Raw genomic sequence first — 24063 nt, 5'->3', positions numbered from 1 at the left:
CACTAACTACCTATAAAGAGCTGAGTATTGTAGGGTAATAAATGATCAGGGATACGTTTAAAATTTCACTTTATACTAATTCTCGTTGCTTCGTTTCCTGACCAAGTATTATTACAGCAAATACCCCAATTAAAATTGATCCACAGAAAATCGTAAATATTAATGATAGTGAAGCTTCTGAGGCAACTAAATACCCCACTAATAATGGTCCAAGAATACCACCAATACGACCAAATGCTGCTGCCATTCCTGCACCTGTACCACGAATAACCGTTGGATACTGCTCAGGTGTATAGGCATATAATGCTCCCCAAGCACCTAAATTAAAGAAGGATAGTAACATACCTGCAACGATTAATACTGTTAATGAATCCGCAACCCCAAACAAATAGGCACTGCAAGCTGTCCCGATTAAATACGTAACCAAAACAAATTTACGACCGAGACGTTCAATAAACCAAGCAGCGGTGAAATATCCTGGAAGTTGAGCTAATGTCATAATAAGTACATATTGGAAACTTTTTATTAAACTAAATCCTTTTAGCACCATTACACTCGGTAACCAAAGGAACATTCCATAATAGGAAAAGACAACACAAAACCATAGAATCCATAGCATAATTGTTGCTTTACGATATTCCCCAGACCAAACTGATTTTATATTTTCAATAACAGATGGCCTTTTTTCAACTTTTTGGAACCTTGGGGAATCCGGTAAATTCCATCTTAAATATAAAGCATATAGTGCTGGAACTGCACTCAATACCATCGCAACTTCCCAACCATATTTAGGAATAACAAAATACGAGATAAGAGCTGCAATTAGCCATCCACCTGCCCAAAAACTTTCTAATAACACAACAATTTTCCCACGTTCATGCGCTTCAACACTCTCTGATACTAGTGTAGAGGCAACCGGAAGCTCTCCGCCAAGCCCCATGCCAATTAAAAAGCGTAAAACGAGAAACATCGCGAGTGTCGTCGTTAATGCAGTTAAACCACTACCGATAGAAAATAATAATAATGTAATAATAAAGACTGATTTTCGTCCTATTTTATCTGATAGTATTCCAAAAATAAGCGCTCCTACTGCCATACCGATTGAGTTAATACTGCCTATCCAGCCCATTTCCTGGCTCGTTAATCCCCAATCCTTTTGCAAGGCTACCATTACAAATGAAAGCATTCCAACATCCATTGCATCAAATAGCCATCCAAGCCCAGCTATCCCAAGTAGTTTGCGCTTCGAAATTTCTTTTACCTTGCCCACTAGAAGTCCTCCTTACACAGGTGTCTTTACACATCATTTTACATGTGTGAATTGTATAAGTAAAATACTTTTGTGTAAAAAATTCTCCTTCATCATTCCCAAAAAGTAAAACGTCTATCCTGATTGGTGCGGGCTAATAATCAGTGGGGATGCCTCACTGATTAAAGTTTCAATTTATTAAAAATGAACTAATAAAAAAAGCAGCGATATTTCGCTACTTTTTCGAACGCATTACTTCTTTTAAAAATTCCGCTAATACTAACTGACGACGCCAGCGTGTTGGATTACTGCATAATCTATAAAACCACTCTAAATGAATCGCTTGAATCCATTTTGGTGCACGTTTTACCTCTCCAGCCCATACGTCTAAACTTCCACCCACTCCAACAGCCATTTTCGTTTCTAAACGATGCTTATTGTTTTGGATAAAGTTTTCTTGTCTCGGGAAACCAAGTGCAACAAGTAATAAATCTGGTTTTGCTTCTTGAATGCGAGAAATAATATTCTCTTCGTCTTCTTGTTTAAAATAACCATCTTGTATACCAGCAATGGATACAGCTGAATATGTCTTTGTTAAATGCTCTGCTGCAGCTTGCACAACATGCGGCTTTGCACCTAATAAGAAAACAGATACCGGTTTGCTATCTTCTGATAACTTCGCCAGTAAATTACACATTAAATCAAAACCTGCTACACGTTCTTTTAAAGGTGTACCAAGCATACCGCTTGCTTTTACAACACCAATACCATCAGGTGTAATTAAATCTGTATTCAATAATGTTTGATAGAACTTTTCATCCTTTTTTGCACACATAACAATTTCAGGGTTTGCTGTTACTACCTGAAACGTATGAGTTCGCTCCGATTCTAGTTGTTCTTTTAAATATTGGACCGTTTCATCCATTGTCATTGTAGAAAAAGGAACGCCTAGAATATCAACTGTTTGTACTGCCATAGTTAACTATCCTCTCTATCATTACAAGTTTTTTACTATTAATTGCTTATATGTTTCCTTTGTATCTTCATATAGTTTTTGAAGTGAGAAGTTCATAGTAGCATGCTCATAAATATGTTTACCCATTGCTGCTAACTCTCCAGTTTTCCACTTATCATACGCTTCTTCTAAAGCTAATGCCAATGCCTTTCCATCACCTGTCGGTACAATCCATCCGTAAGTTTCATCTACGATTAAGGGTTCAATTTCTCCAGCCCTAGTCACAATTGATGGTACGCGTTGATTTGCCGCTTCTAATAAAACTAGTGGGAACCCTTCACTATGGGAAGTTAATAAATTTACATGTGACGACGCAAATAATTGTTTTACATCTTGACGATGTCCTAAAAACTCTACTTTATCGTTAATCCCTTTTTCAGTAGCTAATGACTTTAGATTTTCTTCTAATGGGCCATCACCAACTAATAATACTTTAATTTTCTCTAATTTTGTTTGTTGTAACGCATCAAATAAAACTTCATGTCCTTTGACAGGATGTAATCGTGCTACTTGGATTGCCGTAAATACATCTTCATCAATATTGAACATTTCTTTTTTATTATAGCCTTCTGCTTTTTCCTTATCGTATTCAATTCCATTATAAATAACATGCATCTTTTCATTTGAAATACCTAATGCTGCCAGGCTTTTTTTCAATCTATTTGTTACAACGAAAAATAAGTCTATATTTTTTAAGGCTTTCAAATTTAATTTCGTAAAAATCCAACCTTTTAAGCCCTGTTTAGTAAAGTCTTGAAATGGATCACTATGAATAGTCGTTACCCATTTTGCCTTTATTCTCTTTTTCATTAAAGAAACATAGAAATTAGCCCTAGGGCCATGCGTATGAACTACATCAAATTTTTCTTTATTAATAAATTTACTTATATTCTTTAAAATGGATAAATCATAGCGCGATTTTTGTGAAAACACATGGACTTTTATCCCTAACTCCCTTGCTTCCTTCGCAACAATTCCATCTTCAAATACTGCTAATTCTACTTCACCAGTTGGAAACTGATCGAGAAGTGAAATAATATGTGTTTTCCCTCCCCCATCTTCTGCTCCTGCATTCATATGCAATATTCTCATATTTTTTCCTCCTTTAAATCCTCGCTACGTTTCCATCTATTTTTATTTTACTGTACTAAAAAATAAAAGCTAACAAAAGTTAGCTTTTATTTTTATCATTCAATTTCTAGGTCTACTATTAGATAAGCTAACACCACTACAAAGTAAATCCCAACTCCTGGTGCTGTTAAAATATGTCCTGCAATATAAGCAATACCTAACGCTAACAATAAGCTTGCTGAAATCATTCCATATTTTATATTAAATATGTCCTTAAATCTCGTAGCAAATGCTAGTAGAATTCTTAGCCCGTAATAAATAAATGGAATCATTAGTAATACAAAGCCAATAATCCCGAAATCATAAAACCAATCATGGAAGTCCATTTCAATTAGTTTTGGATCTGGCTGCTTTTGTTCATTGTATTTAAAGTTACCTGCATAACCCATGCCTAATAACTTTTGTGACACTGGTGCTTCTTTAAAGAACTGCTTATGTCTTTCTTCATATACTTGACGTCCACTGAAAATAAGATTTTCTTGATTTTCTTTCTTTTGCTCTTTCTCAAGCTCTTTCTTAACTTCCTCTTCTATCTTCGCCTTTTCTTCTGGCTTTTCACCTTTATGATGCTTTTCTTCTTTTGCTTTAAGTTCTTGTTCTTTTTTCAGCTTCTCTTTAATTTCTTTTTCTTTTTGACCTTGCTGTGCCACATTTTGCTCTGATAAATAATTATTGTGAATACCCATATTTTGTGCTAATGGCGTTTGTTTAAACGTTCCAACTACACCAGCTAATAGGACAATAGCAATTACTGCATTAAGCGCAAGGGATTTTTTGTTCGGATTTTTTCTATCAAATAATAATTGTAGTAAAATAATCCCGATTGCTGCCGCTAACGTAGCACCAATTGAGCCCATCCCTACTTTTGTACCAACTTGAATTAGCGAATAAATCATTAAAAGTGATGGAATCCAATATAAAATGTGTTTCCAGCTCTTTGTTTTTTGAATAGAATATAGTACTACAATAGGGAAAATAATAGCTAAGATTGAACCTAGTTCATTCCCTGCATAGAACCAACCTCGAGAACCCACCTTCATCCATTCATAACTACCAAAGTCAGTAGATGTTGAAATAGAAATAACCATAATTGCGTTAATGATTAATGTAGAATATACAATACTATTTCGAACCTTATCACTAATATTAACTGTCTTTTTCAATGATTTTAAAGCTAAAATGTATGATCCCAGCATGATATATATATATAATGCTTTCGCAACGAATTTAACTTCTTCACTAAGTACAATAGGATCCTTAACTAGTTTGTTATTAATAAATCCTACTCCTAAAATCCCGGCTAATAATATAAGATAAATTAAAAACTTTCTATTTTCCTTCTCTTTTGCCTGAATTAAAATGTAAATGCCACCAACAGCCATAATAAGGAATCTTACTAAAATTCCAACGGTAGCATTTGACTTTAATAAAGTGATGCTAAGAGACGTTAATAAATCTAAAACAGGCTGTAAAATAATAAAAAAGAGCAAAAAACGCTCAAATCTAACCCTAGCTTGATTTGCTAACATTCCAAGACCTCCATACAAAATCTTAACATTATCTTTTAATCATAATTTTTATCTTCAAAACACACCTAGCAATTATAACATAACTCATATTTAAATTGAGAACTTATTTTTATGCCGAAACTAACCAAATCCAGCGTAAGTAGTACTAGAAAACATTATCCTTTAGCTATCCTTCCCTATCTCTATAAAAACTATCTAACACTCTTCCACTTATTATCAGCATTATAGTAACATTTGTTAATTTGTTTATAAATATATAAAATTTAATAATTACGCACAAACACACACTCGGCTATCCTACAACTAAAGATTAACCTTGCTCCGTTTTCTCCTAAACATTTTCAAACGCTTTCTTTATGTATTTTATCCGTTTTTCTACATGTAGCGAAAAGTAATTGTTATTTCCAATACTTTAGTGTATATTTTTTCTCTGGAACATCTTTAGGAGGAAGGGATTACAGCAATGTTATTAATCGATATATTTACGTTTCTTGGCATTATCGCCGCTGCTATTTCCGGTACATTAGTTGGTTTAAAAAAAGATTTAGATTTATTCGGTGTCCTTTGTTTAGCTGTAGCTACTGCGCTCGGCGGCGGTATTATTCGTGATATTATGATCGGTAACCTGCCTCCCGTCGCATTTGTTAAACCCATTTACTTTTTCGTAAGCGTATTATCAGCATTATTTACTTGTATGTTTTTTGAGCGTATCAATAAACTGCAAGTCGTTATTATGCTTTCTGATGCTGTTGGCTTAGGTGTTTTTACAGCTATTGGTGCAAATGCGGCAATGTCACATCATGTTGACGCCTCATTTTTAGTTGTTTCAATGGGAGTCATTACAGGTATTGGAGGCGGTATTTTGCGTGACATTTGTGCTCAAGATATCCCTTACGTATTCCGAAAAGAGATTTACGCAATCGCTTCTATCTTAGGAGCAATTAGCTTCCTAATCACACACGCTATGGGGGCACACGTATTAGCCTTCTATGTTTGTTTATTAGTAACATTCGTTATTCGTGTCGTCACTGTAATATATAATGTGCATTTCCCTGTTTTCTTTAAAACACATGCTAAAGTTAATAAAGGCCATTAAGAGAATTCTAAGTAGAATTCTCTTAATTTATATACTATTCAACGAACTAATATAGAGTAATTATATATAAGCATATATAATTACTCTATATTAGTTTTAAAATTGAAAACGTTTTATATACAGGGGGAAGAATGATGCTTGGGGTTTTCAAAAAAAATATTAATAAAACAAATGCCAGTATAATCGAATTAAGTAAGGACCAACAAATAACTTTTAATGTACCTACTAATTCTGAATTGAAAATTCAAATGGATATGCTACATATTTCAAAAGAAGATTTACAAGTTGTAAAAGTACTACAGCCTTTTATTTATGCAGAAATTGATTGGATTACCGAAAAATTCTATGCCAACATTACAAAACAACCTAATTTAATTACTATTATTGAACGTTACAGCTCTATTCCAAAACTAAAACAAACTTTAAAAACACATATTAAAGAATTATTCAGCGGTAATATGCATGAAGATTTTATTGAACAGCGTGTTAGGATTGCCAAAAGGCATGTACAAATTGGTTTACATCGAAAATGGTATACTGCTGCTTATCAAGAATTATTCCGCTCTATCATGAAGATTTTACAAACAAAAATAACGACAATCGATGATTTTTCCTATTCTATAAATGTCATAAATAAATTATTTACTCTTGAACAAGAACTTGTTCTTGCAGCTTATGAATCTGAATATGAAAGAATGCAAAAAGAGCATGAAAAAGAAAAAGAATTAACTGCTATGACAATTACACATATTGCAACAGAACTAGCTGCTGTATCTGAAAAAACAAGCTCTTCTATTCAAAAACTAACCGCCAAATCTGAAACTATTGTAGAGATTGCTAAAACAGGTACATCATTAGCTACAACATCTGAAGAAAAAGCGAATAAAGGGAAAGAACAATTAAACCAGCAGAATAAACGAATGGGATCTATTCAAATGAATATGGAAACGATTATTACAGATACTCATGAACTTCTCAATATTTCTAACAAAATTAATGAAATCATAGATATTGTTAAATCGATTGCAGAGCAAACAAATTTACTGGCACTAAATGCTGCTATCGAGTCTGCACGTGCTGGAGAATTTGGGAAGGGGTTTTCTGTTGTTGCTGGTGAAATCCGAAAATTATCAGAGCAAACGAAAGAATCTATATTTAACGTTACAAAGCTCGTCGAAAAAACAAATGAACAAATTACCCGTGTTTCGTCTTCCGTTAAACAAATTAGCTCTCTCGTATCGGAAGGAACGGATAGTATGTCGGCAACAGATCGATACTTCCAAGAAATCGTAAAAGATATGTCTAACTCAAAAGAACAGAATAAGAAAATTGAACACGAGCTACAAGCTATTTCACAAGTAATGAAAGGAATTCAAGATGATTCCTCACAAATGGCTCTAACAGCCGATAATTTACAACTAGAACTAAATCGATAAGATAAAGTGAAACTTTAATCAGTGGGGGGGTTCATCCCCCTTTGATTATCAGCCCTCACCAATCGGACTTTTACGGGCAGCCCGCCCCCCACCTAACTTCTTTGCTTTCGCTGATTTTGAGGTGGGGGTCTTGCTGTCTGGAAAATAGCGGGATAAAATTCAAGTCAGGCATATTTTTCATCTACACTGACTACTAAATTTCATCTTCCCTCAAAAAAAGAATCCAGAATGGATTCTTTTTATTTTCTGAAAAATATTTTTTGACAATACACATAACTCATATAAACACCAAAGCTCTGCAAAATGAACAATGCCGGCATAATTACATTGTAATATGCCATATCTACTTGAAAGAGCTTTAACAATACGTAGCCACTAATTAAAAATAAAAACAACATATATCCCTCATTTTGTTGTTTCTTAATAAGAAAGTGTAATAGAGCTATAGTCATAAACAATGTTACGGCTATATATATCATTTTTTCACATTTGAAAAGAATAGAATTTATTCCCTCATCTGAAAACTGATTTATCATCGGTTCTAAAAGTTTAAATCTTTCTCCCTCAATCTCTTTTAACTTTTGATCAATATGCTCTGTTACACTTTGATTTTTCGATATTTTTTCCTCATGTTGCGTTTTTCCAATTAAAACAGATTGAACATACGTCTCATTCGCAATCGTATATTGTGACATTCCCATTGTCTTAATTCCATAATTCACACTAAAATGGGCACTATAAAATAGAATAAGTATCCCTATCATCTTTAGTAACACCTTTTGTTTCGTTGCTGATTGAAATACTTCGATTAATAATACATATACCGTGATAAAAATAGGAAGAAATAATCCCATTGGGAAAATCATATTACTAAATGCAAATAAAATCGCTGAAAACACCCACATATAAGGATGATCTAATCCTTTATATAAAAGTATGTAACAAGCAAAATAAAATAAAAATATTGCAAGTGACTCAGGAGTTAATACGGAACTCATGAATATATTTGGAATATACAGAGCATAAAATACGGAAGCAATACGACCGCATTCTTCTCCCAAAACCATTGCCGCAATACGATAAATAAAAAATGAGGTTCCTGCGCAAAATAACACATTAACTAGTTGTAAAGCGAATAATGTATCACCAAATATACGAATAATTATTGACTCATATATAATAAAAGGCAAATGAGTTACAGTCCCTATATTATTACCAATTGCAATCTGCTTTGCAGACTCATACATCACTTTCATATCACCAATTATTGGAGCATCTACAAATAACAGCATACTAAGCCTTACAACTATAGTTATACTTATAAGAAAAGTAAGAAATTGTTTATCTGTAAAACGATATTGTAGAATTGATGTCACTAGCAAAATGAGTATGACGAAAATTGCCAATATGATTGTTACACTTGTTGTACTTCCTCCAAAAAATTGCTTACTTGTCTCAAATGCTGCCCAACAACTATAAACAAAAAATGCGAGCATCGCACCGATCATAATTTTATTGAAGAAAGATGAAAAATTTGTTTGTATATGATTCATATGTCCATTGCACCTCTATTTCCATTCATAACAAAACGATTCTACCATGAATGGGTACACGGCTGATAGAGAATTTCTATGACAAATACATAGTCATTACTTTTTACTTGCAATGTAAGCGAATCCTCTTTTACACTACATTTTAGATAAAATAAATTTTCTTTCAGTTACATGAATACAAATACAGAAGTTTAAATAATCCTCTTTTGGAATACACTTTACTTCATTAAATATCTAATATGAGTAATCCACTTACACATATTATTCTGATTGAAAACAGACTATAGGGGCTGAATATATGGAAAAGAAATTCATGCGAGAATCTAAAGCAATTAAGACAACACGTGTTTTTCCTAACGATTTAAATAATCACCAAACACTTTTTGGAGGGAAATTATTAGCAGAAATTGATAGTATTGCTTCGATTGCGGCTGCAAGACATAGTCGTAAACATTGCGTAACAGCATCTATTGATTCAGTTGATTTTTTAACTCCAATTCACCAAGCTGATTCTGTTTGTTATGAAGCATTTGTATGTTATACAGGGAAATCTTCAATGGAAGTTTTCGTAAAAGTAATCGCAGAAAATTTATTAGCAGGCGAGCGTAGAATTGCCGCTACTTGCTTCATTACATTTGTGGCAATAAAAGATGGAAAACCTTCGTCCGTACCACAAGTACTTCCTGAAACTGAGGAAGAACATTGGTTACACACAACCGGTTCAGAACGCGCGGAAAATAGAAAAAAAGGACGTTTAAAAAGTAAAGAAATGGCTGAGGTTTTAACTTTAAATAAACCTTGGAATATTTAATACAATACTCTTCTATATACATGCATGTTTTTTTCTTCCTTGCATGTATTTTTTTATACAAAATATCACCTCTTACCATTTTATTGTCAATCTGTTCTCCTAAATCATGCACCAGCTTTTCCTTTATTTTGTTATACTATTAATGGTATATTAAATAAAGTTCGTTTAAAAATAACCATAATATGATTAAGTATATAAGGGATGGTGCGGTAATGACTATTGAAGTACCAATTTCAATACCAAAAACGTTAATTATTATTCCAGCGTATAACGAGGAAGAAGCAATTGCAGATACATTAACAAGATTATTAAAACTAAAACAGCATTTTACAGGATTAAGCATTTGCGTTATTAATGATGGATCACACGATAAAACAGCTCAAATCGTAAAAGATTTTCCTGTTCACCTTGTGAATTTACCATATAACCTAGGTATTGGCTCAGCTGTACAAACTGGATATAAATACGCATATGAGAACGGATATGATATTGCGATTCAGTTCGATGCTGATGGACAACATAATCCAGATGATTTATATAAAATTATAAAGCCTATCGCTGAAGATGAATGCGATATGGTACTAGGGTCACGTTTTACAGAAAAAACAGCATATAAAGGTAGTATTTCCAGAAGGATCGGTATTTTTTATTTTACTGCCCTATTGAAAGTACTAACAAAACAAACATTTATGGATCCAACTTCTGGATATCGTGCTATCAATCGAGAAGTAATTAAGATTTTTGCACATAATTATCCAAAAGATTATCCAGAACCAGAAGTCCTTATTCATTTAAAAAAGAAAAAACTTCGCATTAATGAAATATCTGTAAATATGCAAGAGCGACAAGGTGGACAATCTTCCATCACACCTTTTAAATCTGCATATTACATGATTAAAGTAAGCCTTGCTATATTGATGCAAAAAATCGTGAAAGGTTGATAATAAATGCCTATAATTACCTTTTCATTCATCTTTATTTTATTATTATTATTATTAATTATTAATTCCATTCGCCGTGGAACTCTAGAAACGAAATATGCTGTTTTATGGATTTTCGTTTGTATTGCAATGGCTATTTTAAGTTCTACCGATAAAATTATAAACTGGATTGGAAAACTATTAAAAGTAGAATATCCCCCTTCCATTTTATTCTTATTTGGACTATTATTCTGTTTCATCTTAATTTTTGACCTAACAAGAAAAATTTCTAAACAACATCATCAACTTGTAACATTAACACAAGATTATGCGTTACTAAAGCAAAAATTAAATGCAACTGAGCCAGACAAAGACTAACCTAATATTTCAAAGCTAATATAAAAAACCTCTTAATCTATTTCAAAAATTAAGAGGTTTTTTTATGCTCAATAATAATTTGTTCGCCTTCATAATCCTTACGATAAATATTATCCTACTTACTAATAAGTTAAAATGGTATGAATAAGAATTTATAAGCAATAGACATGTTAAAGCTGTTTAAAATACGAGAATTAACCATAAGAATCTCATTTCCTGCTACCTTTTTAATAGAAAGTTGATTTACAAAGTTTATATGCGTTAAACTTATACAGATGTTCTTGTAATCTTCTTCCTTTCAAAAGGCTTGTATATATGATGCAAGACATAAAAAACTTGAGGAGATAAAAATTCTATGATGGAACAAAAGCAACTTGTTTCTGTTGTCATACCTCTGTATAACACAGAAAAATATATTGAAGAAACGATGCAGTCAATACTAGATCAAACATATAAAAATATCGAAATTGTAATTGTAGATGATGGAAGTAAAGATCAATCACCTTCTATTGTGAAAAACCTTGCTGAAAAATATCCAGGGCAAGTAAAATACATTCATCAAAAAAACCAAGGTGTTTCGGTAGCCCGTAATACAGGTATCGAAAATGCTAGCGGAGAATATGTCGCTTTCCTTGATAGCGATGACTTATGGCATCCAACTAAAATTGAGAAGCAAGTCGAAAGTATGCATAAAAATGAAATGAACGCGTGCTATTGTGGTTATATGAATTTTTACGAAGAAACAGGCGAGAAGGTTGAACATACAACAAACTTTATTAAAGGTGATATGACAAAAGCATTCCTAACACATCAAGTTGTTGCTCAAACAAGTACTTGGATTTTCAAACGATCCATCGTAATGGATCATAACATTCGTTTTACACCAGGATGTAGTTGGGGCGAAGATTTAGAGTTTTTATTTAAACTAATGAGTGTGACAAATGTATGCTATGTCGATGAATATTTAACATATTATAGAATCTTATCAGAAGGAAATCTTTCTTCTAAGTATAAAGATTATGAATTAAAAACGACAAAAGAGTTGGAAGTATTCAATCGTATGAAGGATTGGGTACATAATAAATCTCAAGATTTCATTACAAAAGACCCTCAGTCACTTATTGAGATTCTTGAGACTTATTTATTCCCTTATACAGTCATCAATAACGCTTGTATATATATTAAGGGAAACTCTCAATTAGATAAATCACAAGTTCAATTAATCAAAAAAGATATAAAGAAATATTGCCGTAAAATCTATTCAAAGAATGGAAAACGTAGTAAAAAACTATATGCAATGCTTTGGTTTGTACGAATTAAATTTCTGTTTTCTTAAACTGAAAATATAACGATACTCTCTCTTTCTGTGAACAAATCAAATTTACCAATAGGACAAGCTAACCGGGTCCTAAAGAATAGAAAGGTCTTTTCTCATGAAAACAAATAAAATTCTAAAAAACGCATCCTACCTCTTTGTAGGAAACATTACTGTCCGTTTTGTACTGGCTATTGCAACAATTTTCTTTGCAAGATATGTTTCTCCAAGTGATTACGGTATGTTTACAACTGCGTTAGCAGTTTCAGCTGTTATTTGTTACTTTACAGATGCAGGTTTGACACATACCTTTATGCGTGAAGGAACGAGAAGCGATGCTAATATTAGCGTACTAATAAGTAGTTATTTACGTATTCGTTTAATATTAGCTATCGTAATTTCTGTACTTTTCGCTATTTTTGCCCAGTTCTTCTATCCCGATGCTTACTTACGGGCGATGGTATATTGGGTTGTTCTACCAACAATGTTCGGAGCAACCTTACAAGGTGTTGGCATGGCTTACTTCCAAGTAACAGAACGCATGCAATTTACAGCTATTATTTCTGTACTACAAGGTGTAACAGCTGCTGCTGCCCTATTACTAGGGATGTCTTTCCAATGGTCACTTATGATGGTTGCTGCCATGTACGGGGTATCTAGTCTTGTAACGGGTGTTATCGCCTTTATAATGACAATACGTTATACGAAAGTACATAAGGGTTGGGATAAAGGCATTTTAGATCAACTACTTATTTTCACAATCAATGGAATCATCATTATGCTCTTACCACAATTGGGCCCTATTATATTAGAAAAGGTTTCAACGTATAATCAAGTTGGATTCTTTGGTGCTGCATCTAAAATACCTGCTGTACTATATCAAATACCTGGGGTAATTGCAGCTGCCTTTTATCCAAGGCTGTTTGCTTTTGGTAATGAGAAAAATATTGAAGAACATAGAAAATTATCAAGTTTTGAATTAAAACTTATGTCTTTTTTAGGAATGGGAATTTCTATCCCCTTTATTGCTGATCCAAGTTTCTGGATTGTTAGTTTATTAGGAGAAAAATACGCTCCCGCTGGTGACGCTCTTGCTATTCTAGCGTTTATGGTTATTTTACAATCAATTAACTATCCACTAGCCGATAATTTAACAACGATTGGCCAGCAATGGAAACGTGCAACAACAATGACTATTGGATTAGTTGTTGCCATCATAGGTTATATTGTATTAGGTAGTAAATATGGAATGATGGGGGCAGCTGTCGCAGCTATCCTTACCGAAATTACACTATTAATCGGATTTATCCTCTTTATTCGTAAAGGTATGCAATTATTAGTTAAAGGAATTATATTTAATTCCTTAGCCTTTATTATTAGTTACGGTATATACCGAATTGCATTAATCAACTTACCGCCACTAATTGCTTTAACTCTTACTGGTATACTATACGGTATGATTGGAATTGTAATTGATCCTCAAATACGTGGATTCGTTTTAGGGTTTATAAAACAAAAATTAGGTAAAAAGGTAGTATAAAGTTAAGTTCCTTTTCAAAATCATGAAAAGGAACTTAACTTCTTTATTTACATCTGTTTTTCATATACATAATTATTTCTTTTAGCCCATCATAATAAGAAGTTTTTGGTAACTCTCCAATACATTTCTCGTATTTCTCTCAACTTAATACAACTGGTTTTTCCGTCAAATATAGCATTTCTACAAATTCTTTCATCTGCTTATCAAACAGACCAATGAACTGGATCATTCCTCTTTTTACAGTTATTATTCGTTTGGTATATCCCGTTAATTCCCGTATGTGTTGAATCATTTCCTCACCTGTAATGACACCATAACCTGGTATGTTCCACTTTTGTCCATAGGCCTCATCATGTGAAGCTAATTCAACCATTGCTTTTACACCATCTGGTGTGAAAATATATTCACGGGCAATCTTTTTATCTCCAACAAAGCTAGACATTTTATTTGCAAGTATTGCCTTTAATGTATGATGGACAAGTATGCTTTCTGCATTTGGACCATAAAGGTCTGGGAAATGAGCAATAAACATTTGTACATTAGCTTGTTTTGAAAATATATACATTTTGAAATGATGGCATTATATGAAAGAATTTAGTATCATGATTCAAGGTACTATTTCAAGTTGGACGGAGGATACTATGAGCTTATTAACAGTTGAAAAATTAGGACATACATTTGGCGATCGTACATTATTTAAAGATGTATCTATGCGATTATTAGCAGGTGAGCACGTTGGATTAGTTGGTGCAAACGGTGTTGGTAAATCAACATTCATGAATATCATTACTGGTCAGCTTATTCATGACCAAGGTCGTGTAGAATGGACACCGGGCACACATTACGGCTACTTAGATCAGCATACTGTTTTAACACCTGGGCGTACAATCCGTGACGTACTAGCGGATGCATTTTTACCGTTATTCGAAAAGGAAAAAGCTTTAAATGAAGTTACAGAAAAAATGGGAACTGCTACACCAGAAGAACTAGAAGAACTTCTTGAGCAAATGGCAGAAATACAAGATGCACTTGAAGCAGGTGGTTTCTACTTACTAGATATGAAAATTGAAGAGGCTGCACGTGGTCTTGGAATTGATGCAATTGGTTTAGATCGTGATGTTTCAGCACTAAGTGGTGGACAACGTACAAAGGTATTGCTTGCAAAGCTATTACTTGAACAGCCAGAAGTGTTATTGCTTGATGAACCTACTAACTATTTAGACGTTGAACATATTCATTGGTTAACAAATTATTTAAAAGAATACCCACATGCATTCTTATTGATTTCTCATGATACGGAATTTATGAACAAATGTGTTGATGTTATTTTCCATCTAGAATTCACAAAAATGACACGCTATACAGCGACATATGAAAAATTCCTAGAACTAGCAGAAATCAATAAAAATCAACATATAAACGCTTATGAAAAGCAGCGTGAGTTTATCAAAAAACAAGAAGACTTCATTGCAAAGAACAAGGCTCGTTATTCAACGACAGGTCGTGCAAAGAGTCGTCAAAAACAACTTGATCGCATGGAACTTATTGATCGCCCAGAAACAGCGATTAAACCTGAATTCTCATTTAAAGAAAGTCGCGCAAGTAGCCGCTTCGTCTTTGAAGGTGAAAATGTAGAAATCGGATATACGCATCCTCTACTACCAAAGCTATCAATGACGATTGAACGTGGTGAAAAAATTGCTATTGTTGGATGTAACGGTGTTGGTAAATCAACGTTACTAAAAACAATCTTAGGTAAAATTAAACCTTTAAGCGGTAAAACAAGCCTTGGTGACTTCTTAGAGCCTGCATACTTTGAACAGGAAGTTAAAGCTGATAATATAACACCAATTGATGATGTATGGAATACATTCCCTGGTTTAGACCAGCATCAAATTCGTGCAATGTTAGCAAAATGCGGATTAAAAAATGAACATATTTCTCGCCCATTAAGTCAATTAAGTGGTGGAGAACAAGCAAAAGTTCGTTTATGTAAGCTAATGGGTGAGGAAAGTAACTGGCTATTATTTGATGAGCCGACAAACCATCTTGATGTTACAGCAAAAGCGGAACTTAAGAAGGCTATGAAAGCATATAAAGGAACAATTCTCCTTGTATGTCACGAACCGGACTTCTATGAAGATTGGATCACAAAAGTTTGGGATGTTGAAGAATGGTCTCAAAACAGTAAGTAGTCTTTAAGAAAAAACTCCTTGTGTAGACAAGGAGTTTTTTACTTATTTTTATTAAGAATTTTTTATATTGTAGTATCCTATAAGGCGTAATTGAAATTCTTTTAATTCCGGATACGCCTCTAAGTTTGCTAACATACCTCTAATTACCGGAATTCTTGGATTAAGCAATCGGATTTCAGCCTCTAAAACATCTAACGTTACTAACAACTCATCATCCTCTAATTGATCAGCTAAATTACGCTTAAATACAATAATTTCTTTTAAAAAATGCTCTTTAACTTGTTCCTTAATGAGCTCGGATTTACAAAGAAATTCTCCAAGCTTTTCTTCATGTAAAATAGGTTCTTCCGAAGATTCTACTAAGCCATCTACTAAATGATCTACTCTTTTTAAAATAAAAGCAGCGACATACGATAAATCGATTTCTGGTGCTTGTAAAATAATTAATTCTAAATACCCACGGCATATGCCTTCTACCATAATTACTAAATCCAATAAATATGGCATAACCTTTTCACCATAAATGGACAATAAACTATTCCGATAAAATGCATGAGACTCTAACTTCATCCGCATCATAAATTCTTCCACTTCTTTATTAAACGGAATTGCATTTTCTCTCGCATGCATAATAATAAATTCTTTATGCTTTTGTATATCATTAAACTGACAATGTAATTGTTTTGCAAATTTTTCACGTGGTAATAAAGACTCTTGTTCAATATCCAGCATTTTCTTTTGGATTTTGTCATAATAATATCGAAGTGTCGCTAATAAAAGCTCATCTTTCGATTTAAAATATAAGTAAAAAGCTCCCTTAGATATACCACTAGCTGTCACAATTTCCTGCACTGATGTCGCATTTACACCCTTAGTAGCAAATAACTTCATAGCCGATTCTATAATTAAACGCTCTTTTTCTTTCATATCTTCTCTCCTAAATTTAATCTCGCATCTTATTATAAATGTATTATACCATCTCTTTTTATTGACGATTGACCGAGCGGTCAGTTATATTATGTATTAGACTGACCAGTTGGTCAATATAATAAAAAGGGAGCGCAAACATGAACAAAATCATCAATTTCTCGTTAAAAAATAAGTTCGCAGTTTGGCTACTAACCATTATTGTTACTATTGCCGGGATCTACTCTGGACTCAATATGAAGCTGGAAACAATTCCTGATATTACAACACCGATTGTAACAGTAACTACGGTCTATCCTGGTGCTACACCAGAAGAAGTAGCTGATAAAGTTTCAAAGCCGATGGAAGAACAACTACAAAATTTAAGCGGTGTTAACGTTGTAAGCTCATCATCTTTTCAAAACGCATCTTCTATTCAAGTAGAATACGATTTTGATAAAAATATGGAAAAAGCAGAAACAGAAATTAAAGAAGCTCTTACGAATGTGAAGCTCCCAGACGGTGTTAAAGACCCTAAAGTTTCACGAGTAAACTTCAATGCTTTTCCTGTTATTTCGTTAAGCGTAGCAAGCAAGAATGAATCTTTAGCTACCTTAACTGAAAATGTAGAAAAAAATGTTGTACCAGGATTAAAAGGACTTGATGGTGTTGCATCTGTTCAAATTGCTGGTCAACAAGTAGACGAAGTACAGCTCGTCTTCAAGAAAGATAAAATGAAAGAACTAGGACTAAGTGAAGATACTGTAAAAAATGTAATTAAGGGATCAGATGTATCTTTACCACTTGGCTTATACACATTTAAAGACACGGAAAAATCAGTTGTTGTAGATGGCAATATTACAACGATTAAAACATTAAAAGAACTCAAAATCCCAGCTATACCTTCCTCACCTAACGGTCAAGGTAGTCAAAATGCTGGCGCTGGTGCACAAACGCCGCAAATGAATCCAGCTGCTATGAACGGGATTCCAACAGTTACATTAGACGAAATTGCTGACATTAAAGAAGTTGGGAAAGCAGAATCCATTTCTCGAACAAATGGAAAAGAAGCAATTGGAATTCAAATTGTGAAGGCCTCTGATGCAAATACAGTTGATGTTGTAAATGCAGTAAAAGATAAAGTAAAAGAACTTGAGAAAAAGTATAAAGACTTAGAGATTATTTCAACATTCGACCAAGGTGCACCTATTGAAAAATCAGTAGAAACAATGCTGAGCAAAGCAATTTTCGGTGCTATCTTTGCGATTGTTATTATTATGCTGTTCCTACGAAATATTCGAACAACGTTAATCTCTGTCGTTTCAATACCACTTTCTTTATTAATTGCTGTTTTAGTCATAAAGCAAATGGATATTACGCTTAACATTATGACACTTGGAGCAATGACAGTTGCTATAGGCCGCGTTGTCGATGACTCAATTGTTGTTATTGAAAATATTTATCGACGTATGTCGTTATCAGAAGAGAAATTGCGCGGAAAAGATTTAATTCGTGAAGCTACGAAAGAAATGTTTATCCCGATTATGTCTTCTACCATTGTAACAATCGCTGTATTCTTACCGCTAGGGCTTGTAAAAGGTATGATTGGTGAAATGTTCTTACCATTCGCCTTAACTATCGTCTTCGCTTTATTAGCGTCGTTACTAGTAGCAGTTACAATCGTACCGATGCTAGCCCATTCCTTATTTAAGAAAGAGAGCATGAGGGAAAAAGAAGTACATCATGAAGAAAAACCAAGTAAATTAGCAAATGGTTATAAACGCATACTTGCATGGGCTTTAAATCACAAAATTATTACATCAAGTATCGCTGTCCTTCTATTAGTTGGTAGTCTTGCACTTGTACCAGTTATCGGTGTAAGTTTCTTACCTTCTGAAGAAGAAAAAATGATCATTGCAACATACAACCCTGAACCAGGTCAAACGTTAGAAGACGTTGAAAAAATTGCAACAAAAGCTGAGAAGCACTTCCAAGATAATAAAGACGTCAAAACAATTCAGTTCTCATTAGGTGGAGAGAATCCAATGAGTCCTGGTCAATCAAACCAAGCAATGTTCTTCGTGCAATATGATAACGACACGAAAAACTTTGAAAAAGAGAAAGAACAAGTCGTTAAAGATTTACAGAAGATGTCTGGCAAAGGCGAATGGAAAAACCAAGACTTCGGAGCAAGTGGCGGTAGTAATGAAATTAAACTATACGTTTACGGAGATAGCTCAGAAGACATTAAGCCTGTCGTAAAAGATATTCAAAATATCATGAAGAAAAATAAAGACTTAAAAGATATAGATTCTAGTATTGCAAAAACATATGCAGAGTACACTTTAGTCGCAGATCAAGAAAAGCTAAGTAAAATGGGCTTAACGGCTGCTCAAATTGGAATGGGACTTTCTAATCAACATGATCGCCCTGTTCTGACAACAATTAAAAAAGACGGTAAAGATATCAATGTATATGTAGAAGCTGAAAAACAAAATTATGAAACAATCGATGACTTAACAAATCGCAAAATTACAACACCACTTGGTAATGAAGTAGCTGTGAAAGATGTTATGACTGTAAAAGAAGGTGAAACATCGAATACAGTAACACACCGAGATGGACGTGTTTATGCAGAGGTTAGTGCCAAATTAACATCTGATGACGTTTCAAAAGCATCTACTGCAGTACAAAAAGAAGTAGATAAAATGGATCTTCCTTCTGGTGTAGATGTTTCTATGGGCGGTGTTACTAAAGATATTCAAGAATCATTCAAGCAACTTGGCCTAGCGATGTTAGCTGCGATTGCCATTGTATACTTCGTTCTTGTCGTTACATTTGGTGGTGCCCTAGCACCATTCGCAATTTTATTCTCGCTACCATTTACAATTATTGGGGCTCTTGTTGCCTTATTAATCTCTGGTGAAACATTAAGTGTATCTGCAATGATTGGTGCGCTTATGTTAATCGGTATCGTTGTAACAAACGCAATCGTGCTTATCGACCGCGTTATTCATAAGGAAAATGAAGGACTATCAACACGTGAAGCTTTATTAGAAGCTGGTGCAACACGCCTTCGTCCAATTTTAATGACTGCAATTGCAACAATCGGTGCTCTTATCCCGCTTGCATTAGGATTTGAAGGTAGTGGCTTAATTTCTAAAGGACTTGGCGTAACGGTAATTGGTGGATTAACAAGTTCAACGTTATTAACACTTCTTATTGTTCCAATCGTTTATGAAGTATTAAGCAAATTTAAAAAGAAAAAAACAAAATAACAAAAAAATAACCTCGCTAACTGCGAGGTTATTTTTTATTTCCAAACAAGATTAGGAAATCGCCATAGCCTTCTTTCTCTAATTCCTCTTTCGGAATAAATCGAAGAGCTGCGGAATTAATACAGTAACGAAGGCCATTTGGTCCTGGACCATCTGGAAATACGTGCCCAAGATGTGAATCTCCTTCTTTACTTCTCACTTCTGTACGTGTCATATTATGACTCACATCCATCTTTTCTTTCACACTTGCTGACATAACTGGTTTTGTAAAACTAGGCCATCCACATCCACTATCAAATTTATCTAGAGAAGTAAACAACGGCTCACCGGAAACGATGTCTACATAAAGACCTTCCTCTTTATGGTTCCAATACTCATTTCGAAATGGTGGTTCTGTACCATTTTCCTGTGTTACATAAAACTGCATCTCATTGAGTTTTTCTTTTAAATGAGCATTATCCTTTGGCCAATGTTGCTTAATAAAAGCATCTCGTCCTGAGCCTTTACGATATAACTCATAGCGGAATGTGTTTTTCTTATGATATCCTTGGTGATATTCTTCAGCTGGATAAAATATAGCTGCTGGTAGTATTTTTGTCGCAATTGGTTTTGAAAAGCGCCCACTCTGCTCAAGCTCTTCTTTTGAGGCCTCTGCTTTTTTATGTTGTTCTTCATTATGATAAAAAATCACTGTTTCGTAAGACTGTCCGCGGTCGTGGAATTGCCCACCTACATCAGTCGGATCAATTTGTCTCCAATATATATTTAATAACTCCTCATACGGCATTTTATTTGCATCAAATGTAATTTGTACCGCTTCATAATGTCCTGTTGTTTCCGAGCACACTTCTTTATACGTTGGGTCCTCTTTATGACCGCCTGTATACCCTGAAACAACCTGTATAATTCCCTCCATCTCTTCAAACGGAGAAACCATACACCAGAAACACCCTCCAGCAAATGTAGCTAATTCTACCTTTTCATTTAAAGCCATTACTTCACCCCTATTCTATATTCTCCTTACAGTATGGCATAAGAAACATAATGTTATAAAAGAAAAAGCATCGAACATCGATGCTTTTTCTTCACTTCACTTTATTTTGTTCCAACATCCTTCTCAATTTCATCACTTGTTACGTCTAAAACATCTAGTAAGAAAATGAAGATTGGAATACCGATAATTAATCCCCATACACCTAAAAAGTGCTCTGAGAAAATTAATACCATAAAAGTATAGAAAATCGGTAAATTTGTTTTTTGCGACATAAACTTCGGATTTAATACGTAACTTTCAAGCGCATGAATCACTGTTACGATAACTAAAATATAAACAACGTACATAATACCGCCAATATTGTAAGCAATCATACAAAGTGGGAATAACGAAATGATAACCCCCGCTACTGGAATTAAGCCAAGCAAGAAAATCATTAACGCTAAACCCAATAATTGCGGGAATCCTAATATCCATAATGCGATAACTGAAAGAACACAGTTAACAACAGCAATTAAAAATTGTGCTTCGATTACCTTTCCAAATGAACGTGCAAATTTCTTTCCGAAGTACTCAATTTCAGTATAGAAAATTGCAAGCCTGCTTTCTTTAAACTTTGCAGTAAAACCAAAAATACGAGATTTTTCTAGTAAGAAAAACAAACTCAAAATTAAAGAAAGTAAAACTTGAAGGCCGAATTTACCAACATTTGTAATCGATTTATACAAAATGTCTACGCCTTGTCCTACATATTTAGAAAGCTCCATATGATTGACAGCATTAACTGCATACTTAATTAGTTCACTATCTGGTGGGTTTCTTAAAAATACATTGAATTGGTAAATCAGTTGTGAAATTTGTATCGTCAATACTGGTAAATATTTAAATAACGTAATAGCAATTCCACCAATTAACATTACATATAGAAATGCTATAATAATTTTTCGATTAATAGGCATGAAATGATCTAATTTGCGGGAAATAAACTTTTGGAATCGATCCATTAAATACGTGAGAATAAACGTAATTAATATTAAATTCAACATACTTTGCAGCCCGTATAACACGAGAGCAAGTATTACTAATACGAGTAACCTCTGAAATCCTTTGCTTTGAAACAGGTTTTTTATTTGCATAATCGACGAATACTCTCTCCTGTCCTATAAACTAAAACGTTAATAAGTAGATTTCTCTCTCTTTTCTACTTTTAATTATTCATTCATATTAAGATTTTTATAAACTCATTATATGCCTACCTTAACAGGTATATAAGTAGCTTACTTCTTATTTTACAATACAATGCCCTAATTCAAAACGTATTCTACATAGTATTAATGAAGATTTAAGGAAACTTCCATTTTTTTAAATAGGTCTTACCACTACTGTAACATAAAAAGCAAGCTATCAGTAGAAATCTGTCCTACAAATAGCTTGCTTTTCTTATTTTTTAAGTCAGTTTTACTATCCAATGAATGGCATAAACATTGGGATGACAACTACTGTTACAACCCCAACTACCGTTACAGCAATACTTGCCATCGCTGCCTCTACCTCACCCATTTCAATTCCTACTGCAACTCCTAATGCATGGCCCGCTGTTCCAAGTGCTAAACCTTTTGCAATCGGATGTTTCACTCTAAATGTTTTTAAGAATAATGCTCCTAATGCATATACGATAACTGCGTTGAAAATAACTGCAAACGATGTAATTGCTGGAATACCACCAATACTTTCTGAAATTGGTAACGCAATTGCTGTTGTTGCTGCTTGTGGTAACATTGAATTCATTACTGCTGTATCTAAACCGATTGCTTTTGCAACAATGAACACGACAATTACTGAGCAAATAGATCCAACCACGATAGCCGATAAGATTTGCCACCAATATTTTTTTAACTTATCTACTTGTTTATATAGTGGGATAGCGAATGCAATTGTTGCTGGTTCTAAGAAGAAACTAATCATTTTTCCGCCAGTATTATATTCTTCAAAAGTAAAGTTACCTACCTTTAGAAAGACAATCCCTAATACCATCGCTACGAATAATGGTGTAAATAAAAAGAATCCTTTTGAATGCTTAAATAATAATGTTCCGATCCCGTATGCGATTAATGAAACGACGATTCCGAAATATGGAGTCATTGTGCTTGCCATGTTTATTACCTCCTAACAATATATAAATGTAGTGGTTACGCAACCTTTCCGTGCTTGCGTCCTTTATTTACTACTTTCAATTCTTTTGTATCTTCTGTTTCTTTCTCATCTTTTCCTAAAATGAATTGTGCAAATAATCCTGTTACAGCGAGTAAAATAACTGTTGCGACAACAATTACAGTTAAAATTTGTACAAAGTACTGCCCCATTACACCAAGAGAATTAATAACTGAAATACCTGATGGGACGAATAAGAATCCAATAATACCTGTTAAAGCTGTTCCAAGTGATTCAACTTGCTCCAATTTAATAACTTTTAAACATAATAGACTAAATAAAATAACTAACCCGATTACCGATGAAGGCATTGGAATTGGTAAATGTGTTGCAATAATATTAGAAATTAACATAATAGCTGAGAATATGAATGCTTGTGATAAGAAACTATATACTTTTTTCGTACTCATTTTGGCCACCTCTTTCGATTTGGTACCTTTATTGTATAGGATGTAAACGAATAAGTAAGCGTTTACATAACAGAACGTCAAATATACAGAATCAGT

Annotated in this window: 19 protein-coding genes and 2 pseudogenes; 10 read left to right on the top strand and 11 right to left on the bottom strand. The window is 33.7% G+C overall.

The features are described from left to right. Positions 1–70 precede the first annotated feature (70 nt). From ACTFRH_RS18690 to ACTFRH_RS18675, 4 genes are all read right to left on the bottom strand, one after another. Entirely contained in the window at positions 71–1270 is a 1200-nt protein-coding gene (locus tag ACTFRH_RS18690) for an MFS transporter (RefSeq protein WP_000521103.1), read from the bottom strand. 214 nt (positions 1271–1484) lie between these two features. Continuing rightward, complete coding sequence (locus ACTFRH_RS18685; RefSeq protein WP_000290757.1) at positions 1485–2225, bottom strand: WecB/TagA/CpsF family glycosyltransferase; 741 nt, start codon at positions 2223–2225, stop codon at positions 1485–1487. A gap of 21 nt (positions 2226–2246) precedes the next feature. Then, positions 2247–3356 (bottom strand): glycosyltransferase family 4 protein, encoded by a 1110-nt coding sequence (locus ACTFRH_RS18680; RefSeq protein WP_001221238.1) that lies wholly within the window; start codon positions 3354–3356, stop codon positions 2247–2249. Positions 3357–3451: 95 nt separating this feature from the next. Further along, positions 3452–4924, bottom strand: a complete 1473-nt coding sequence (locus tag ACTFRH_RS18675; RefSeq protein WP_000880763.1) for an O-antigen ligase family protein — start codon at positions 4922–4924, stop codon at positions 3452–3454. Positions 4925–5387: 463 nt separating this feature from the next. On the opposite strand from ACTFRH_RS18675, the gene ACTFRH_RS18670 reads away from it, so the two are divergent. From ACTFRH_RS18670 to ACTFRH_RS18660, 3 genes and pseudogenes are all read left to right on the top strand, one after another. Next, positions 5388–6020 carry a trimeric intracellular cation channel family protein gene (locus tag ACTFRH_RS18670; protein ID WP_000924373.1) on the top strand — a complete coding sequence of 211 codons (633 nt, stop codon included), beginning with the start codon at positions 5388–5390 and terminating at the stop codon, positions 6018–6020. Positions 6021–6151: 131 nt separating this feature from the next. Then, positions 6152–6700: pseudogene (locus ACTFRH_RS18665) on the top strand (protoglobin family protein); the annotation flags it as partial. A gap of 15 nt (positions 6701–6715) precedes the next feature. Next, positions 6716–7456, top strand: a complete 741-nt coding sequence (locus tag ACTFRH_RS18660; protein WP_370512974.1) for a methyl-accepting chemotaxis protein — start codon at positions 6716–6718, stop codon at positions 7454–7456. Positions 7457–7695: 239 nt separating this feature from the next. Here ACTFRH_RS18660 and ACTFRH_RS18655 read toward each other — a convergent pair whose 3' ends face one another. Continuing rightward, positions 7696–9009, bottom strand: a complete 1314-nt coding sequence (locus tag ACTFRH_RS18655) for a glycosyltransferase family 39 protein (protein WP_001015621.1) — start codon at positions 9007–9009, stop codon at positions 7696–7698. A 298-nt stretch (positions 9010–9307) separates the two neighbouring features. Here ACTFRH_RS18655 and ACTFRH_RS18650 point away from each other — a divergent pair, with 298 nt between their 5' ends. The 5 genes from ACTFRH_RS18650 (at position 9308) to ACTFRH_RS18630 (ending at position 13973) form a co-directional block, all read left to right on the top strand. Continuing rightward, entirely contained in the window at positions 9308–9820 is a 513-nt protein-coding gene (locus tag ACTFRH_RS18650; RefSeq protein ID WP_000412121.1) for an acyl-CoA thioesterase, read from the top strand. A gap of 212 nt (positions 9821–10032) precedes the next feature. Continuing rightward, on the top strand, positions 10033–10761 hold the full coding sequence (locus ACTFRH_RS18645; RefSeq protein WP_000151535.1) for a glycosyltransferase family 2 protein: 729 nt from the start codon (positions 10033–10035) through the stop codon (positions 10759–10761). 6 nt (positions 10762–10767) lie between these two features. Then, the gene (locus ACTFRH_RS18640) at positions 10768–11118 is read left to right on the top strand and encodes a DUF2304 domain-containing protein (RefSeq protein WP_001121774.1); all 351 of its coding nucleotides are present in this window, start codon (positions 10768–10770) and stop codon (positions 11116–11118) included. Positions 11119–11473: 355 nt separating this feature from the next. Then, positions 11474–12454, top strand: a complete 981-nt coding sequence (locus ACTFRH_RS18635; protein WP_000970517.1) for a glycosyltransferase family 2 protein — start codon at positions 11474–11476, stop codon at positions 12452–12454. Positions 12455–12551: 97 nt separating this feature from the next. Further along, complete coding sequence (locus tag ACTFRH_RS18630; RefSeq protein ID WP_000856135.1) at positions 12552–13973, top strand: oligosaccharide flippase family protein; 1422 nt, start codon at positions 12552–12554, stop codon at positions 13971–13973. A 43-nt stretch (positions 13974–14016) separates the two neighbouring features. Here the strand turns inward: ACTFRH_RS18630 and ACTFRH_RS18625 are convergent. After that, positions 14017–14526 (bottom strand): annotated as a pseudogene (locus ACTFRH_RS18625) (short chain dehydrogenase); the annotation flags it as partial. Between the two features lie 88 nt (positions 14527–14614). Here ACTFRH_RS18625 and ACTFRH_RS18620 point away from each other — a divergent pair. Beyond that, positions 14615–16168 (top strand): ABC-F family ATP-binding cassette domain-containing protein, encoded by a 1554-nt coding sequence (locus ACTFRH_RS18620; protein ID WP_000055410.1) that lies wholly within the window; start codon positions 14615–14617, stop codon positions 16166–16168. A 51-nt stretch (positions 16169–16219) separates the two neighbouring features. Here ACTFRH_RS18620 and ACTFRH_RS18615 read toward each other — a convergent pair whose 3' ends face one another. After that, entirely contained in the window at positions 16220–17095 is an 876-nt protein-coding gene (locus tag ACTFRH_RS18615; RefSeq protein ID WP_000659647.1) for a TetR/AcrR family transcriptional regulator, read from the bottom strand. 140 nt (positions 17096–17235) lie between these two features. Between ACTFRH_RS18615 and ACTFRH_RS18610 the strand changes: the two genes are divergently transcribed. Then, a complete protein-coding gene (locus ACTFRH_RS18610) occupies positions 17236–20352 on the top strand; it encodes an efflux RND transporter permease subunit (protein WP_001033482.1) in 3117 nt (1038 codons plus the stop codon). A gap of 28 nt (positions 20353–20380) precedes the next feature. Here the strand turns inward: ACTFRH_RS18610 and msrB are convergent, their stop codons facing one another. The 4 genes from msrB to lrgA form a co-directional block, all read right to left on the bottom strand. Then, entirely contained in the window at positions 20381–21346 is a 966-nt protein-coding gene (gene msrB / locus ACTFRH_RS18605; RefSeq protein WP_001196951.1) for a peptide-methionine (R)-S-oxide reductase MsrB, read from the bottom strand. 101 nt (positions 21347–21447) lie between these two features. Then, positions 21448–22482 (bottom strand): AI-2E family transporter, encoded by a 1035-nt coding sequence (locus ACTFRH_RS18600; protein ID WP_001166007.1) that lies wholly within the window; start codon positions 22480–22482, stop codon positions 21448–21450. Between the two features lie 325 nt (positions 22483–22807). Continuing rightward, a complete protein-coding gene (lrgB, locus tag ACTFRH_RS18595) occupies positions 22808–23500 on the bottom strand; it encodes an antiholin-like protein LrgB (protein WP_000168869.1) in 693 nt (230 codons plus the stop codon). A 35-nt stretch (positions 23501–23535) separates the two neighbouring features. Continuing rightward, positions 23536–23967: an antiholin-like murein hydrolase modulator LrgA gene (gene lrgA, locus ACTFRH_RS18590; protein ID WP_000104901.1), complete on the bottom strand. Its 432-nt coding sequence runs from the start codon at positions 23965–23967 to the stop codon at positions 23536–23538. Between the last annotated feature and the right edge of the window lie 96 nt (positions 23968–24063).

The sequence above is a fragment of the Bacillus cereus group sp. MYBK216-1 genome, assembly GCF_051916495.1.
GTDB lineage: Bacteria > Bacillota > Bacilli > Bacillales > Bacillaceae_G > Bacillus_A > Bacillus_A thuringiensis_K.
The sequence above is the reverse complement of the archived record's forward strand: the minus strand, read 5'-3'. Positions and strand labels throughout refer to the sequence as shown.